15 protein-coding genes are annotated in these 15,654 nt (G+C 70.3%); all 15 read right to left on the bottom strand.

Annotated elements, in window-relative coordinates; all coding sequences use genetic code 11:
• Nucleotides 1–9: 9 nt before the first annotated feature.
• Nucleotides 10–318 carry a 30S ribosomal protein S10 gene (gene rpsJ, locus JOD95_RS10490; protein WP_022903286.1) on the bottom strand — a complete coding sequence of 103 codons (309 nt, stop codon included), beginning with the start codon at nt 316–318 and terminating at the stop codon, nt 10–12.
• Nucleotides 319–1,088: 770 nt separating this feature from the next.
• Nucleotides 1,089–1,949 carry a DarT ssDNA thymidine ADP-ribosyltransferase family protein gene (locus JOD95_RS10485; RefSeq protein WP_209684903.1) on the bottom strand — a complete coding sequence of 287 codons (861 nt, stop codon included), beginning with the start codon at nt 1,947–1,949 and terminating at the stop codon, nt 1,089–1,091.
• Between the two features lie 36 nt (nt 1,950–1,985).
• On the bottom strand, nt 1,986–2,963 hold the full coding sequence (locus JOD95_RS10480) for a DNA topoisomerase IB (RefSeq protein WP_066657035.1): 978 nt from the start codon (nt 2,961–2,963) through the stop codon (nt 1,986–1,988).
• Between the two features lie 143 nt (nt 2,964–3,106).
• Nucleotides 3,107–4,294: an elongation factor Tu gene (gene tuf / locus JOD95_RS10475; protein ID WP_058728450.1), complete on the bottom strand. Its 1,188-nt coding sequence runs from the start codon at nt 4,292–4,294 to the stop codon at nt 3,107–3,109.
• 136 nt (nt 4,295–4,430) lie between these two features.
• Complete coding sequence (gene fusA, locus JOD95_RS10470; RefSeq protein WP_066657042.1) at nt 4,431–6,545, bottom strand: elongation factor G; 2,115 nt, start codon at nt 6,543–6,545, stop codon at nt 4,431–4,433.
• Between the two features lie 102 nt (nt 6,546–6,647).
• Nucleotides 6,648–7,118, bottom strand: coding sequence for a 30S ribosomal protein S7 (gene rpsG, locus JOD95_RS10465; protein ID WP_058742332.1), 471 nt, complete (start codon nt 7,116–7,118; stop codon nt 6,648–6,650).
• A gap of 5 nt (nt 7,119–7,123) precedes the next feature.
• Nucleotides 7,124–7,492, bottom strand: coding sequence for a 30S ribosomal protein S12 (rpsL, locus tag JOD95_RS10460; protein WP_058728453.1), 369 nt, complete (start codon nt 7,490–7,492; stop codon nt 7,124–7,126).
• Nucleotides 7,493–7,828: 336 nt separating this feature from the next.
• Nucleotides 7,829–8,962 carry a hypothetical protein gene (locus JOD95_RS10455; protein WP_209684902.1) on the bottom strand — a complete coding sequence of 378 codons (1,134 nt, stop codon included), beginning with the start codon at nt 8,960–8,962 and terminating at the stop codon, nt 7,829–7,831.
• A gap of 170 nt (nt 8,963–9,132) precedes the next feature.
• Nucleotides 9,133–9,591 carry a DUF6121 family protein gene (locus JOD95_RS10450; RefSeq protein ID WP_066657046.1) on the bottom strand — a complete coding sequence of 153 codons (459 nt, stop codon included), beginning with the start codon at nt 9,589–9,591 and terminating at the stop codon, nt 9,133–9,135.
• Between the two features lie 52 nt (nt 9,592–9,643).
• Entirely contained in the window at nt 9,644–10,327 is a 684-nt protein-coding gene (locus JOD95_RS10445) for a hypothetical protein (RefSeq protein ID WP_209684901.1), read from the bottom strand.
• A 173-nt stretch (nt 10,328–10,500) separates the two neighbouring features.
• A complete protein-coding gene (locus JOD95_RS10440; protein ID WP_066657051.1) occupies nt 10,501–11,196 on the bottom strand; it encodes a hypothetical protein in 696 nt (231 codons plus the stop codon).
• Nucleotides 11,193–11,909 (bottom strand): hypothetical protein, encoded by a 717-nt coding sequence (locus tag JOD95_RS10435; RefSeq protein WP_066657054.1) that lies wholly within the window; start codon nt 11,907–11,909, stop codon nt 11,193–11,195. The genes JOD95_RS10440 and JOD95_RS10435 overlap by 4 nt, the downstream gene beginning before the upstream one ends.
• Complete coding sequence (gene pilM, locus JOD95_RS10430; RefSeq protein WP_066657057.1) at nt 11,906–12,958, bottom strand: type IV pilus assembly protein PilM; 1,053 nt, start codon at nt 12,956–12,958, stop codon at nt 11,906–11,908. Before pilM ends, JOD95_RS10435 begins: the two co-directional genes overlap by 4 nt.
• A 20-nt stretch (nt 12,959–12,978) precedes the next feature.
• The gene (locus tag JOD95_RS10425; protein WP_066658783.1) at nt 12,979–13,809 is read right to left on the bottom strand and encodes an A24 family peptidase; all 831 of its coding nucleotides are present in this window, start codon (nt 13,807–13,809) and stop codon (nt 12,979–12,981) included.
• A complete protein-coding gene (locus JOD95_RS10420; protein ID WP_144411393.1) occupies nt 13,806–15,626 on the bottom strand; it encodes a hypothetical protein in 1,821 nt (606 codons plus the stop codon). Before JOD95_RS10420 ends, JOD95_RS10425 begins: the two co-directional genes overlap by 4 nt.
• Nucleotides 15,627–15,654: the final 28 nt, after the last annotated feature.

Genomic DNA, 15,654 nt, shown 5'->3' with positions numbered 1-15,654 from the left:
CGGTCCCCCTTACAGCTTGATCTCGATGTTGACGTCAGCCGGGAGGTCGAGTCGCATGAGCGAGTCGACGGCCTTCGGCGTCGGGTCGACGATGTCGATGACCCGCTTGTGCGTGCGCTTCTCGAAGTGCTCGCGCGAGTCCTTGTACTTGTGGGGCGAACGGATCACGGTGACCACGTTCTTCTCGGTGGGGAGCGGCACCGGGCCGACCACGGTCGCACCGGCACGGGTCACCGTGTCGACGATCTTCCGGGCCGACGTGTCGATGACCTCGTGGTCGTACGACTTGAGCCGGATGCGGATCTTCTGTCCCGCCATGTGTCTCTCTGTCCTCTCTGCGCCGCGCACCCTCGGGCCGCCTGACGCCGCCGTCACCGTGCATTCCTGCAGGGCTTGGCTGTTTTCCTGAACCAACCGGCCGCATCCTCGGGGGATGACCGCTGTTCTCCTGTCAACCGCGCAGGGCGACCGTGGCCGTCCAGCGTGGGCATGTCGCTTCCCCCACACCTGGACACAGCAGTGGCCAGGCGCTCACGAGGGACTCGATCGTGTTCTGCTGCCTGCGGCCCAACCCAGCTCCGCTGGACGGAGGGGTTGTGCACTGCCAGAGCAGTGATCCTGCGCGCGCGAACGCCCGCGGAATTCGGAACCGGACAAGTCTCGCACAGCACGTCCCTGCGTGCAACCCGGGCGTGTCGTCGGATTCCGTGGGGCGCGGAGCGGCTCGCTCCCCCGGAACGGCGGGGTTCCGGTCGGCCTGGAGGCACGGCGCACCCCGGGCGCGTCGGGCGCGTTCCCGAGGTGCTCGGTGTGCTCGCGGCGGCGCCTCCGGTGGCCGGGATCGGTCACGCCGGCGCTGCTCCGGCGGGCGCCGGTGCGGCCCCGTCGCTCCGCGAGCCGGCAGGACACGCCGCGCGGTGCGCGCCGAGCGGGCGGGATCGGTCGGGTCGAGGTGCCGAGCGTGACGGAAACGGCCCGCTCGGCACGGCGCAGTGGAGGACCGGGCAGCCCGGCGAACCCTGAGGAACGGATCGTGCCCGCTCGGCGAGGCCGAGCGGGCACGATGGTGGGGAGGTCGTCCGACCCGGTCAGAACTCCTCGGGCACGGGCGGGACGAACCAGGGCGGGAAGACCGCGACGCGGGGCCCGGTGACCCGGTGCTGCGCGAGCAGCGACTTGACCTGCTGTCGGACGCGGTCGTTCGGCACACCGATCACGGCGACGGACGAGAACGGCACCCGGGGACCGGCGAGCAGCTCGAGCCCGTGCATGTCCGGGTCGGTGAAGTCGGTCCGGCGGATCAGGTTCGTCGCGGCCTCGGGACCGACGGCGAACCGCACGTCGTCGGCGTCGGCGTCCTGGTCGGCCACGATCACCGACGCGCCGAACGCGGACACCGGCACGACGAGCACGACGTACTCGGTCGCGCGGGTGCGGCGGGCGGCGTCCGACCACCGGGTGCCCTCGGCACCGTGACGGAGCTCGTCCCAGCGGGTGGCGTCGGGCGAGAGGGTGAAGGGCACGTGCCCGGAGACGGGTCCGCCGTCGGGAGCACTCGCCTCGGCGCGGGCGGCCCGCGTCTCGGCCGAGCTGACGTCGACGACCGGGGCGGCCGCGTCGGCAGCGAGGATCGCACCCTCGGCGACGATCGACGACAGGTTGTCGACGTGGGTGGCGTGGTGCGCGCGGAGCGACGCGAAGACGCGGGGCTCCGGCAGCTCGGGAGCCGCGGGAGACCGGAGCGACGACGAGCCGCGCGCGGGCGCCGGGGTGGAGCGGAGGTCGGTGGTGATGCGGGTCCGACGGGGCGTCGGCGTGGTGGGGACGGCAGGCACCTCGGCCTGTCGGGGGGAGCAGATGTCGCAGAGCTCGGTGGGGAAACCGTGGATGCACTCGTCGGTCACGACTGGGAGGGGTCCTTCCGTGCCCGGGTGGGGGAGGTCGGGCACGGTGTCCAACCGTACGTCATGATCCGCCCCCTTCCGTCACTGTCGGTAGAGCAGGGCACGCACCTCGGACTCGGCTGCGTGCAGGCGCTCGGGGTCGATGGTCTCGCCGTGCTGGTACGCGTCGAGCAGCCGCGGGTCGATGTAGCTCTGCCGGCACACGGTCGGCGTGTTGCCCAGCTCCTCGCTCGCGGCCTTCACGGCGTGCGAGACGGCCTTCTTGCGCTTCGCCTCGCTGGGTTGGGGTCCGGTGCGCGCGAGGTCCACGGCGGCGGCCACCGTGCCGTGCAGGGTGCGGAAGTCCTTCGCCGTGAACTCGTCGCCGGCGCGCTCCTTCACGTACTCGTTGATGTCCTCGGCGGCGAGGGGCTCCCACTCCGCACCCCGTCCGTCGCGGAACGACAGCAGGCGGGCGTTCGGGCCACGCCGCTTCATCCCGGCGATGACCCGCGCGAGGTCGTGGTCGTGGATGGTCGAGGACCACTCCTGGCCGCTCTTGCCCGGGAAGTCGAGCTCGATGTCGTCGCCCGACACGTGCGCGTGCGCACAGAGCAGCGTCGACAGCCCGCGGCTGCCGTGCTCGGTGGCGTACCGCTCGGACCCGACCCGGAGCGAGCCCTGGTCGAGCATCCGGAAGGCCGCGGCGAGGGCACGTCGGCGGTCGGGCTCGGGCCGTCGCAGGTCCTGCGTGACCATCCGTCGTGCGGACGGCAGCGACTCCGCCAGGGCCAGCGCGCGGTCGTACTTGATGCGGTCCATCCGCTCGCGCCAGCCGGGGTGGTACATGTACTGGCGGCGGCCGACGCCGTCCTTGCCGGTCGCGAGGATGTGCCCGTTCTCGTACGGTGAGATCCACACGTCGTCCCAGGCCGGCGGGATCACGAGGTCCTCGAGGCGCTGCCGGACGGCCTCGTCCGTGACGGTCTTCCCGTCCGGGTCGCGGTACGAGAAGCCCTTGCCGCTGCGGACACGGTGGTAGCCACGACCGTTGGTCGCGGAGCGGCGGAGACGGGTCACTCCGACGATGTTGCCCGTCAGCGCCTGGGACCCGTCACCGGGAACGCTCCCGGAGGAGCCCAGAGGTCCGCCGGGAACGACGAAGCGGGGCCGGACCCGAAGGCCCGACCCCGCTGGCGCAGTGTCTTCCGGAGAACCGGGAGTTACTTGACGATCTCCTCGACCGTACCGGCGCCGACCGTGCGGCCACCCTCACGGATGGCGAAGCGGAGGCCGGCCTCCATCGCGATCGGCTGGATCAGCTCGACCGACATGGCGACGGTGTCGCCGGGCATGACCATCTCGGTGCCCTCGGGCAGCGTGATGACGCCGGTGACGTCCGTGGTGCGGAAGTAGAACTGCGGACGGTAGTTCGCGTAGAACGGGTTGTGACGACCGCCCTCTTCCTTGGTCAGGATGTACGCGTTCGCCTTGAACTCGGTGTGCGGCGTGACCGAACCCGGCTTCACGACGACCTGGCCGCGCTCGACGTCCTCGCGCTTGAGGCCACGGATGAGGAGACCGGTGTTGTCGCCCGCCTCAGCCTTGTCCAGCAGCTTGCGGAACATCTCGATGCCCGTGACCGTGGTCTTCTGCGTCGGGCGGATGCCGACGATCTCGACCTCGGAGTTGAGGTCCAGCGTGCCACGCTCGACACGACCGGTGACGACGGTGCCACGACCGGTGATCGTGAAGACGTCCTCGATCGGCATGAGGAACGGCTGGTCGGTGGCGCGCACCGGGTCCGGGACGTTCTCGTCGACGGCGGACATCAGGTCCTGGACGGACTTGACCCACTTCTCGTCGCCCTCGAGCGCCTTGAGCGCCGAGACCTGCACGACGGGGGCGTCCTCGTCGAACTCCTGCGAGCCGAGGAGCTCACGGACCTCGAGCTCGACGAGCTCCAGGATCTCCTCGTCGTCCACCATGTCGGACTTGTTCAGCGCGACGACGATGTAGGGGACGCCGACCTGGCGGGCGAGCAGCACGTGCTCACGCGTCTGGGGCATCGGGCCGTCGGTGGCGGCGACCACGAGGATCGCGCCGTCCATCTGCGCCGCACCGGTGATCATGTTCTTCACGTAGTCGGCGTGACCCGGAGCGTCGACGTGCGCGTAGTGGCGCTTGTCGGTCTGGTACTCGACGTGGGAGATGTTGATCGTGATGCCGCGGTCGCGCTCCTCGGGAGCGCTGTCGATCTGAGCGAAGTCACGGGCCTCGTTGAGGTCCGGGTACTGGTCGTGCAGAACCTTGGTGATCGCCGCCGTGAGCGTGGTCTTGCCGTGGTCGACGTGACCGATGGTTCCGATGTTGACGTGCGGCTTGGTCCGCTCGAACTTGGCCTTGGCCACTGTGGGTCCTCCTCAGGACTCGGAGAGCACGCCCCCGGTCTGACGACCGTTGGCGAGCAGGGTGTGTGTCTAACTGTACTTGGTGACGAGGGGCCCGTCGCCGGGCACCCTCGCCTGTGGAGAGAACGCCGGAGCGTTACTCTCCGCTGTTCTTCGCGATGATCTCCTCGGCGACCTTGGCCGGGACCTGGCTGTAGGTCTCGAAGGTCATCGAGTAGACCGCACGACCAGAGGTCTTGGACCGGAGGTCCCCGACGTAGCCGAACATCTCGGACAGCGGCACGCTCGCGCGGACCACCTTGACGCCCGAGGCGTCCTCCATCGAGGCGATCTGGCCACGACGGGAGTTCAGGTCACCGATGACGTCGCCCATGTACTCCTCGGGAGTACGCACCTCGACGGCCATGATCGGCTCGAGGATGGCGGGACCGGCCTTGCGGGCGGCCTCCTTGTAGGCGATGGAACCGGCGATCTTGAACGCCATCTCGGACGAGTCGACGTCGTGCGCCGCGCCGTCCTTGAGGATGGCCTTCACGCCGACGGTCGGGTACCCGGCGAGGATGCCGACCTGCATGGCGTCCTGGATGCCGGCGTCGACCGACGGGATGTACTCACGCGGGACGCGACCACCGGTGACGGCGTTCTCGAACTCGTAGACCTTCTCGGCCGTGACTTCCATCGGCTCGAGGGCGATCTGCACCTTCGCGAACTGGCCGGAACCACCGGTCTGCTTCTTGTGCGTGTAGTCGTAGCGCTCGACGACCTTGGTCAGGGTCTCGCGGTAGGCCACCTGCGGCTTGCCGACGGACGCCTCGACCTTGAACTCGCGCTTCATGCGGTCGACGAGGATGTCGAGGTGGAGCTCGCCCATGCCCTTGATCGTCGTCTGACCGGTCTCGGCGTTGAGCTCGACGCGGAACGTCGGGTCCTCTTCCGCGAGCTTCTGGATGGCCGTGGAGAGCTTCTCCTGGTCGGCCTTCGTGTTCGGCTCGATGGCGACCTCGATCACCGGCTCCGGGAACGTCATCGACTCGAGGACGACCTGGTCCGACGGGTCGCACAGGGTGTCACCGGTGGTGGTGTCCTTGAGGCCGATGACCGCGTAGATGTGACCGGCGGTGACGTTGTCGACCGGGTTCTCCTTGTTGGAGTGCATCTGGAAGATCTTGCCGATGCGCTCCTTCTTGCCCTTGGTCGAGTTGATGACCTGGGCACCGGACTCGATCGAGCCGGAGTACACGCGGACGTAGGTCAGACGACCGAAGAAGGGGTGCACCGCGACCTTGAACGCCAGGGCCGAGAACGGCTCGGTGGCGTCGGGCTTGCGGATGATCTCCTTCTCCTCGTCCTTGACGTCGTGGCCGATCATCGGCGGCACGTCGAGCGGGGACGGGAGGTAGTCGATGACCGCGTCGAGCATCGGCTGGACGCCGCGGTTCTTGAAGGCCGAGCCGCAGAGGACGGGGTAGACCTCGGAGGCGATCGTGAGCTTGCGGATCGCGCCCTTGATCTCGTCCTTGGTGAGCTCCTCGCCACCGAAGAACTTCTCGAGCAGGGCGTCGTCGGTCTCGGCGACGCGCTCGATCAGCTTCGCGCGGTACTCCTCGGCGCGGTCCTGGAGGTCCGCCGGGATCTCCTGGACCTCGTACTGGGCGCCCATGGTCACGTCACCCTTGGCGTCGCCGGGCCAGACCTTGGCGTGCATCTCGATGAGGTCGATGACGCCGACGAAGTCGTTCTCGGCACCGATCGGGAGCTGGAGCACGAGCGGCTCCGCACCGAGGCGGTTGATGATCGTGTCGACGGTGAAGTAGAAGTCAGCGCCGAGCTTGTCCATCTTGTTGACGAAGCAGATGCGCGGGACGTCGTACTTGTCCGCCTGACGCCACACGGTCTCGGACTGGGGCTCGACGCCCTCCTTGCCGTCGAAGACGGCGACGGCACCGTCGAGGACGCGGAGCGAGCGCTCCACCTCGACCGTGAAGTCCACGTGACCGGGGGTGTCGATGATGTTGATCTGGTTGTTGTCCCAGAAGCAGGTCGTCGCGGCCGACGTGATCGTGATGCCGCGCTCCTGCTCCTGCGCCATCCAGTCCATCGTCGCGGCGCCGTCGTGGACCTCACCGATCTTGTGCGTGATGCCCGTGTAGAACAGGATGCGCTCGGTCGTCGTGGTCTTGCCGGCATCGATGTGCGCCATGATGCCGATGTTGCGGACCTTGTTCAGGTCGGTGAGCACGTCCTGTGCCACAGGTTCCTCCGGAAGAGTTGTAGGAGAGGTTGGCGTCCGGGTGGGCGCCGACGGTTCATGACCGCCGGCACCCACCCGGAGCCGGGACTACCAGCGCCGGACTTACCAGCGGTAGTGGGCGAAGGCCTTGTTCGACTCGGCCATCTTGTGCGTGTCCTCACGGCGCTTGACCGCGGCACCGAGACCGTTCGACGCGTCGAGGATCTCGTTCATGAGACGCTCGGTCATCGTCTTCTCGCGACGGGCCTTGGCGTACGAGGTGAGCCAGCGGAGCGCGAGGGTGTTCGCGCGGTGCGGCTTGACCTCGACCGGGACCTGGTAGGTCGAGCCACCGACGCGGCGGCTGCGGACCTCGAGGGTCGGACGGACGTTGTCGAGCGCCTTCTTCAGCGTCGCGACGGCGTCCTGCTGGTTCTTGGCGGTGACGCCCTCGAGTGCATCGTAGACGATGCGCTCGGCGAGGCCCTTCTTGCCGTCCAGGAGGATCTTGTTGACGAGCTGCGAGACGATCGGCGCGCCGTACACCGGGTCGGCGACGACGGGACGCTTCGGGGCGGGACCCTTACGAGGCATCTAACTCAACCCTTCTTCGCGCCGTAGCGGCTGCGGGCCTGCTTACGGTTCTTGACGGCCTGGGTGTCCAGGGCACCGCGGATGATCTTGTAGCGCACACCGGGGAGGTCCTTCACACGACCGCCGCGGACGAGCACCATCGAGTGCTCCTGCAGGTTGTGGCCCTCACCGGGGATGTAGGCCGTGACCTCGGTGCCGTTCGAGAGCTTGACACGAGCGACCTTGCGCAGGGCCGAGTTCGGCTTCTTGGGGGTGGTGGTGTAGACGCGGGTGCAGACACCACGCTGCTGGGGGTTCGCCTTCAGTGCCGGCGCCTTGGTCTTGACGACCTTGGGCGTACGACCCTTGCGAACGAGCTGCTGGATGGTAGGCAACTGTTCTCCTGGTTCTTCGCTCGTGTTCTGGCCGACGCCTTCCGTCGGCTTCCTCATCCCACGCTGATCACCGCCTGACGGCGGAGGGGAGGTCGTGGGATGGATGACCCGGTACGGTCTCGTCGAGGACGACGAGGGTGACCCGGGATTTCGGGCGCGCCCGAGAGCGCACACCCGGTAGAGACTACCCGCGTCACACGGCGAAATCAATCCGGGCGCGTCGCGCTCCGAGCGACCCGCCGACGCGCCAGGCCGGCCCCGTACCGGACCGCACCGGTCGGGGCGGAGGCGGGGCGGGCCTCCCGGCCGTCGACCGCGGGTCCGGGCCGGTCCGCGTCAGGAACCCGAGTCCGACGACCCGTTCCCGACGGCGGACTCGAAGGTGGCGCCGTCGTCGGAGAAGCCCGACACGTACCCGCTCGCGTTCACGTTCATCGGCCCCGCCGTGGCCGTGCCGACACCGTCGGGTCCGGAGATGTCCGCGGTGAAGGTGGCGCGGCCGAGCGTCGTCGTCGAGATCGTCCACCCGCGCGACAGCCAACCGCCGACCGTGACCTCCGGGCGCTGCTCGAGCGTCCACTTCTGGTTGGTGTAGGTGTACGCCGGGTCCTCGCCGTAGGCGTAGAAGCTGCAGCCCGCGGGGGCGGGGTCGGTGGAGGCGATGCAGCCGTCCACCCAGCGGTCGACCGCCTGCTGCGCGGCCTGTTTGCCGTCGTCGGTGAGCTCCGTCGTCAAGGACACCGGCACCGAACCGGTCCCGCTGAACCCGGGGACACGAGCGGAGGCGCGCTCTGCCGTGAACCACTTCCCGCCGTCGACGGTCACGTCGTACGTCCCGGGCAGCGCGGTCAGGTTCGCGATGCCGTCGTCGGACGTCCGGACACGCTGGCCGGCGACCTCGACCGGGGTCCCGCCGGGGCCGCGCACCGAGACCTGCACCCGGCCGAGGTCGGGGGCCTCGAGCTCCCACACCGGGAAGACCCCCCAGTCGGTCCCCGTGCGGTCGAGCGTGAAGGTGGAGGCGACGTCCCGGCCGCCCTGACGGAGGTAGGCACGCACGGTCGCGGTGTCGCCGTCGGTGCGCGTCGCCGCGATGCGGTACCCGGTGACCCGGTCGGACGCCTTCGCGTAGGCGGCGTCGGTGAGCAGGACGTCCTCGTCGTCGTGGTCCACACCTGCCAGGCGCAGCGCGTCGTCGACGTGACCGGCGGTCAGGTCGTCGAGGAAGGCCCGCACCGGCCGGTCGGCCGAGTGCGAGGAGGACTGGAGCGCGTACCCGACGACCCCCGTCGCGAGCAGCAGGACCACGGCGGCACCGCCGGCGATGATCCCGACCAGTGCGCCGCGGCGCATCCGGCGACGAGGCCGTCGTGCAACGGGGACGGCCGCCGGGACCGGTGCTTCCTGCGTCCCGCGGATCGTGTCGACGTGCGGGACACGTGCCCACCCGTCCGGCTCATGGTCGGTCATGCGTCCCCCGTCGTGCCTGTTGCGTGCCCCCGGATCCTACCGCCGACCGGCGCCGCGGGACCGGGGCTGTGGCCGGCGCTGTGGAGCGCGGGCCGGAGTCGGAGCGGGGTCGGAGGCGCACGCATGCACGGCGCGCGACAGCCGGGGGGCGCCGAGCGCGCGGGTGACTCCTAGCGGCGGTCGCCCTCCACGCCGGGGGTCGCGCCCGCCGGACGCTGCCGGGCCTGGTAGCGGGCGGCGGAGACGCCGCCGACGACGCAGAGCAGCGCCACGACGACGGACCCCACGACGAACGGGCTCAACGCGGACCCCGCCGGGAACACGAGGAGCTCGGTACCGTCGCCCCGCGTCATCGAGTACCCGATCGCACCCGTGCCGAGCATGACGAGGTACGTACCGGCAGCGGCGACGAGCCCGGTGACGCCCGGGTTGCCCTCGCGGATGCCCGCGGCGGTGGCGAGGAACACGACCGCGGCCGCCGCGACCACCATCGTGGGGCCGAGGTAGGGACTCGCGTCCGGCTGCGGGATCGCCTCGACGTCGGCGAGCAGGGCTTCGAAGCCCGTCACCGCGATGACGAGCGCGATGAAGAGGACCGACGTCATCGTCGCGATCAGCCACCGGGACATGGCTCGATGCTACTGCCGGGCACCCTGGGTGGCGGGTCGCGGCGCCGTCACGTCACCGTGCGGCGTGCTCCTGCGCGTGCTGGGGTCCCTGCGCTGCGGGGCTGCCCTGGGTCGCCTGGTGCTGCGCGGAGTCGTCCTGGGGCGCCCGGTGCTGCGCCGAGTCGTCCTGAGCCACGTGGTGCTGCGCGGGGCCGCCCTGGGTCGCCTGGTGCTGCGCGGCCGCGACGAGCGCGAGCGCGATGGTCGCCGTGATGACGGGGACGGACTCCGTCATGGGAGCGACGGGGGCCGTCGCGGTGCCGTCCTGGAGGCGCGACTCGCCGCGGTCGTGCTCCCCCGGCTCCGCCTCATGGTCGCGCAGGGCCGGCCCGACGACCGGCAGGACCGCCGTCGTCGTCGGCGGCTCGCTGTGCAGGACCGGCGCCGTCGGCAGGGCCGTCGCGCTCGCCAGGGCCGACGCGCTCGGTCGGGCCGAAGCCTGGTTCCCGGCGGCCCGACGTGCGCGGCCCATCCTGACGAGGACGACCACCGCGATGACCGCCCAGATGCCGTTCACGATCGTCGACGGGATCGCGTGGTGCGCGGCGACGTTGACGGCGACGGAGAGGCCGCCGACCAGGTTGAGGGACTGGTAGAGCGGCCCGTTCGGGATCTTGCCCAGTGAGAACAGCAGGTAACCTGCGAGAACGGTTACGGCTCCGAACCAGCCGAGGAACTCCACGATTCCGACCAACACGCGCGACTCCGGGCACGACGAGGAACGGCCGTCCTGAGGCGACCGTCCGAGAGGGGTGTGAGCAGCCGCGAGTGCGGCGTCGGGAGCATCGTAGGCACACCGACGGGTGTCGCGGAAGTGGGTGCGGCGTGGCGTGTCGCACCCACTTCGCGGGGGGCTCTGCGGAGGGGGTGTCAGCCGTTCGCCGAGGCCGTCGACGAGGTGTCCGTGAAGACGTAGACCGATCCGGAGAGCGACCAGGACTGCGACTCCATCGGGGGCGCGTCGTCCTCCTCCTCGCTCGCGGCCGCGATGCCGGAGACGAGGAAGAGCCGCGACCCGGACTGCATCGCCTTCGTGAACGCGAGCGCCTGGTCGTACGACCCCTGCACCGCCACCGTCACGGGGACGAGCGAGAAGTTCGCGTCGGTGACCGCAGGGTCGGTCGCCGGCTGCGCCGAGGGCACGTCCTCGTCGGTGCTCGAGGTCGCGGCCGCGGACGGCGCCGCGGATGCCGTCGTCTCCGCCGTGGGCTCGGTGGCGGGGGCGTAGGCGGTGGCGTCCCCGATGGTGACGTTCGTGACCTGGACGCCGGCCGCGGCGGCGTTCGCGTCGATCTGCCGGACGAAGGACTCGCTGTCCGTCGTCGACGGCACCGATGCCCGGAGCTGCGCCAGTTCGGCCTTCGTGGCGTCGAGTCCGGCGAACGCCGCGGCGAGCCGCGTGAGCTCCGCACGGTTCTTGTCGTTCGTCGCGTCGATGGTGCTCTGCTGCGCCTGGTTCGACGACGCCGCCGCGAGTTGCGGCTGCACACCGAGGAACCAGCCCCCGGCCAGGACGACCGCGCAGACCACGAGCGCGATCACGAGGGACAGGTGGTGCTTCGTCATCGGTCGGCGTCCTTCTCGTACTTGCCGTCGTAGGCCCGCGCATCGAGCTCGAGCTCGATCACGGAGGTGTACTCGCCGCGGTCCTCGTCGTACGAGATCGACGAGATCGACGAGTCCAGGTAGCCGGTGGTCCCGGACAGGCGCGAGGTCCAGTCCGGGACGGACGGGATCGTCGTCGACCGGGCGGTCAGCGTGAGGGTGGCGACCCTCGGCGTGGGTCCTGCGTCCGCCGGCTGCCCGAACGGCTCCGTCACGGTCGCGGACGCGATGGTCATCCCGCTGATCGCGAGGTCTGCCGGCAGGACGTCCCGGATGCCGCCGAGCGTGCCGTCCCAGTCGACCTCCGTCGACCCGCCGACGGCGCGGGCGGAGTCGAGGAGGTCGGTGTCGCGTTCTGCCGCACGCAGTTCCGCGTACCGCTGCTGCTGGGCGAGGAGCGTCGTGGTCTCACCCTGCGCCGCGGTCAGCGCCGCCGCCGTGGCCATCTGGTGCGCCATCGCCCCACCGCTCGCGAGCACGACGGCGGCTGCCGCCACCACGACACCGAGCCAGGCGCGACGCGTGACCGCGCGCTGCCGACGCTCGACGTAGACCTCCGCGGGCAGGAGGTCTACACGGGGCGTGCGCCCCGCGGTCGAGTCCGCAGCCGCTCGACGGCCTGCCCGACCCCGACGACCCTGCATCGCGTCCGTGCGTTCCTCTGTGCTGGTCATGCTGCCTTGCTCCCCACCGCGAGTCCGTACGCGACCGCCACCGAGTCGCCGTGCGCGAGGACGTCCTCCTCGCGCACCGCCCGCCCGAAGCCCGCACCGCGGAAGGCGGAGGGGGTCGAGACCGGCAGGTGTGTCGTGTCGGCGAGTGCCTCGCGCAGCCCGATGAGCTGCGCGCCGCCGCCCACGAGTGCGATCCCGGCGACGACCTCGTCCGGACGGGTGTTGACGTAGTAGTTGATGGTGTTGCGGAGGCTCGTCACGAGTTCGTTCACCGTGTCGAACACCGCCGCGACGGCGCGGACGTCGTCCGGTGTGCGGGCCCCCGGTCCGATGCCGAAGTGCCGCTTCACCGCCTCGGCCTGGGCGAAGGGGATGTCGAGTCGACCGGCGAGCGACCGGGTGATGTCGTCACCGCCGGACGGGATGATCCGCACGAACTGCGGTACACCGTCCGTGGCCAGCACGACGCTCGTGGTGTCCGCACCGACCTGGATGATCGCGATGGTGCCGTGCTGCGCCTGCGTCGGGCTCAGGACCCGGGTGAGGGCGAACGGGATGAGGTCGACACCGACCGGGTTGAGACCCGCGAGCCGCACGGCGCGCACGTTGGCGAGCACGGCGTCCTTGATCGCCGCGACCAGGAGGCCCTTGATCACCGGACCGGTCTCGTCGACACCCTCGCTGACCGGGTAGAAGTCGAGGATGGCGTCCCCCACCGGCACCGGCAGCATGTCCTGCACGTGGAAGGGGAGGCTCTCGCGGATCTGCGCGAGCGGAGCGTGCGGCACGGTGAGGTCACGCGAGAGGACCCGCTGGTTGCCCATGCCGAGGACGACGTCGCGCGACCGGAACCTGCCGACCGACCAGAGCTGCCGCAGCGCGGCCCCCACCGTGTTCGGCTCGAGCACCTCGCCGCGGCTGACCGCACCCTCGGGTGTCGGCACCTCGGCGACCCGGAGGACGACGGGGCGGTCACGGTCGGCGTCCCCGACCTCGACCGCGCGGATCGACGACGCGGCGATGTCGACGCCGACGATGCTCTTTCCCATGGTGCTGCTTTCGTTGAGGGTCAGGAGAGGCCGAGGAGCCCGAGGTAGGCCGACCAGAGGGGTGCGCCGAGGACGATGCCGATCCAGGCGCCGACGAGCATCGACGGCCCGAAGGGGACTCCGCTGCCCATCCGTGCGCGACCGACGGCGACGAGTGCGATCGCGACCGTACCGCCGACGAGGAAGCCGCCGAAAGCTCCCACTGCGAGGGGTCCCCATCCGAGGTACGCGAGCACGAGGCCGAGGACCACGGCGAGCTTGACGTCGCCGAGCCCCATCCCCCCGGGGACCGCGAGCGCCAGGACCAGGTACGCACCACCGAGCACGACGGCGCCGAGGAGACCGCGCAGCAGGGCGCCCCAGTCCCCGGACACCGCGGACACCGCGCCGAGGAGCACCAGCAGCACGACGGCAGCCGGGTAGACGACGGCGTTCGGCAGCCGGTGCGTGTCGAGGTCGATCAGCGAGAGCGCGACGCTCACCGCCATCAGGAACAGCAGGGCGGCGAGCATCACGGTCCGACCGAGGGCCTCGCCGACGGTGGTGGCGCCGAGCGGCTGGGGGACGACGAGGGCGACGAGCACGAACAGGACCGCGGTCGCGCCCTCGACCGCGGGGTAGCGGGCCGAGATGGGAGCGGCGCAGTCGCGGCACCGCGCGCGCAGCAGCAGCCACGAGAGGACCGGGACGTTGTCCCGCCTGCGGATCGGGTGGTCGCACCGCGGGCACGCGCTCGCCGGCGCGACGACGGAGATCCCGGCGGGGACACGGTGCACGACGACGTTGAGGAAGGAGCCGATCGCCAGACCGAGCACACCGGCCAGGGCGGCGAGGACCCAGACCGCGCTCACCGGCAGGCTCCCGTGCTCGTCCTCGCGCACGCACCGTCGACCTGGTACGCGGACTGCACCTCGACCTGCGTCGTCACGCCGTACGAGGTCGAGACGGGCTGCAGGAACTTCGGCGGGGCGGTGGTGAGCAGCCGCTGGTCGTACACGTAGTTCTTCGAGAAGCCGGTGTTCCCGGTGGTCGCGACCGGTCCGCGCCAGTTCTGCGCGATGGAGCCGACGACCTTGAGCGTGCCGAGCTTCGGTCCGACGTCGTAGTTCTGGTTCCAGAACGTCCCGGCGTTGCTGGCGATGGCACCGCTGATGGTGATGCCGTCCCCGGTCGAGCGGTTCAGCAGGGCGATCCCCGAGTTGTTGCAGGCGGTGCCGTCGGACGCGTACGAGGTGCACTTGGTCGGGTTGTACACCTCGACCGCGTTCTGGCCGACGAGGCCGAGGATGTCGGTGGTGGGGTCGGCGTACGTCACGCTGCCGGTCGCCCAGATCGTGCCCGACGAGGCGATCGTCATCGCGCCGGCGAACGGCCCGCTGACGAAGACGTCGCCGGCGGTGCACGAGTAGGTGTCCGGCGCGGAACCGGCCTGCGTCGTGTTGTTGCGGCCGGCGCTGCGGCCGTTCACCCACTCCCCTGCGGCCGGGTAGCCCATGCCGTTGCTGAACGGCTGGTTCGCCTTCGTCGTCGCCCGGCCGTTCGCCCCGACCGTGACCGTCGTCGTGCAGTAGGTGTTGGTGTACTTCGACGGGAAGGTCCCCGACCAGGTGTTCACGTTGTTCGTCGCCGACGGGACGTCCTGCACGTACACGAGGTTCGCGGGCAGCGTGGGGATCGTCGCGCCGCCCTGGCTCTGCAGGGCGTCGATCGACCCGCAGAGCGACGCTGCCTTCGCGGTGTCCGCGCTCGCGGACACCTCGCCGGACTGGCTGTCCACCCGGATCTGCGTCGCCTTCGACCACGGCGACCAGACCGTCATCTTGCCGCCTCCGAGGAAGGTCACCCGGGTCGGGCCCGTGTACAGGCAGCCGGGACGGGGAACCGTCGCCGGGATGTCGGTCCGGGTCTCCTGGGACATGTTCGAGTTCAGCGCCGGAAGCCCCAGGTACGGCACGGGTGACGGGTCACCACCGAGGAACTGGCCGCTGCAGGTCCCGCTGGACGGACGCACCCGCGTGTCGTGCTGCTCGACGCTGCCGTTGAAGGTCGTCGCGCACGCCGCCGTGAAGACGTCGTTCGTCCGGATCGGGCCGTTGAGGACGTCGGTCCCGGCGAACTGCACGGCCTGGCACCTGTTCGACACGCCTCCCTGCCACTGGTAGGCGGTCGTGCAGTCACTGCCGGAGATCGACGGACTCGACGACTCGTAGTTCGTGAAGTACAGGTAGTTGATGAAGCCGTCGCCCTTGAGGTTCGCCACGAGCGACCGGACGCTCCCGCCGGACTTCCCCGTGACGCGGACCCGGAGCACGCCCTTCGACGAGTAGTCGGCGTTGTCGACCTCGTACCGGAAGAACTGGTCCGTGGAGCCCACGACGGACGCCCACTGCGAGCCGCTGCTGGTGAAGGCGGTGTTCTTGTCGTCGCCGGTGAACGTCGACCCGCTCGTCTTGCTGAACTGTGCTGCCGCGTTGCCGTAGAGCGCGTAGCCGTTGTCGTTGGACAGCTTCGACTGGTAGTCGGCCAGGCCGGCGTACGCCGCGGCCATGGCGTTCTGGAAGTTCCGATCCGTCGCCGACTTCACCGCCCCCGAGGTGGACACCGCGACCATCGTCGCGACGAGCATGAGCATGACCGTGCCGAAGATCACGACGTTCGCCAGGGCCATGCCCCGTTCGTCCCCGTGCGCGCGGCGG

The sequence above is a fragment of the Curtobacterium sp. 1310 genome (assembly GCF_017834105.1).
GTDB lineage: Bacteria > Actinomycetota > Actinomycetes > Actinomycetales > Microbacteriaceae > Curtobacterium.
This window is presented reverse-complemented; position numbering and strand designations above follow the sequence as displayed.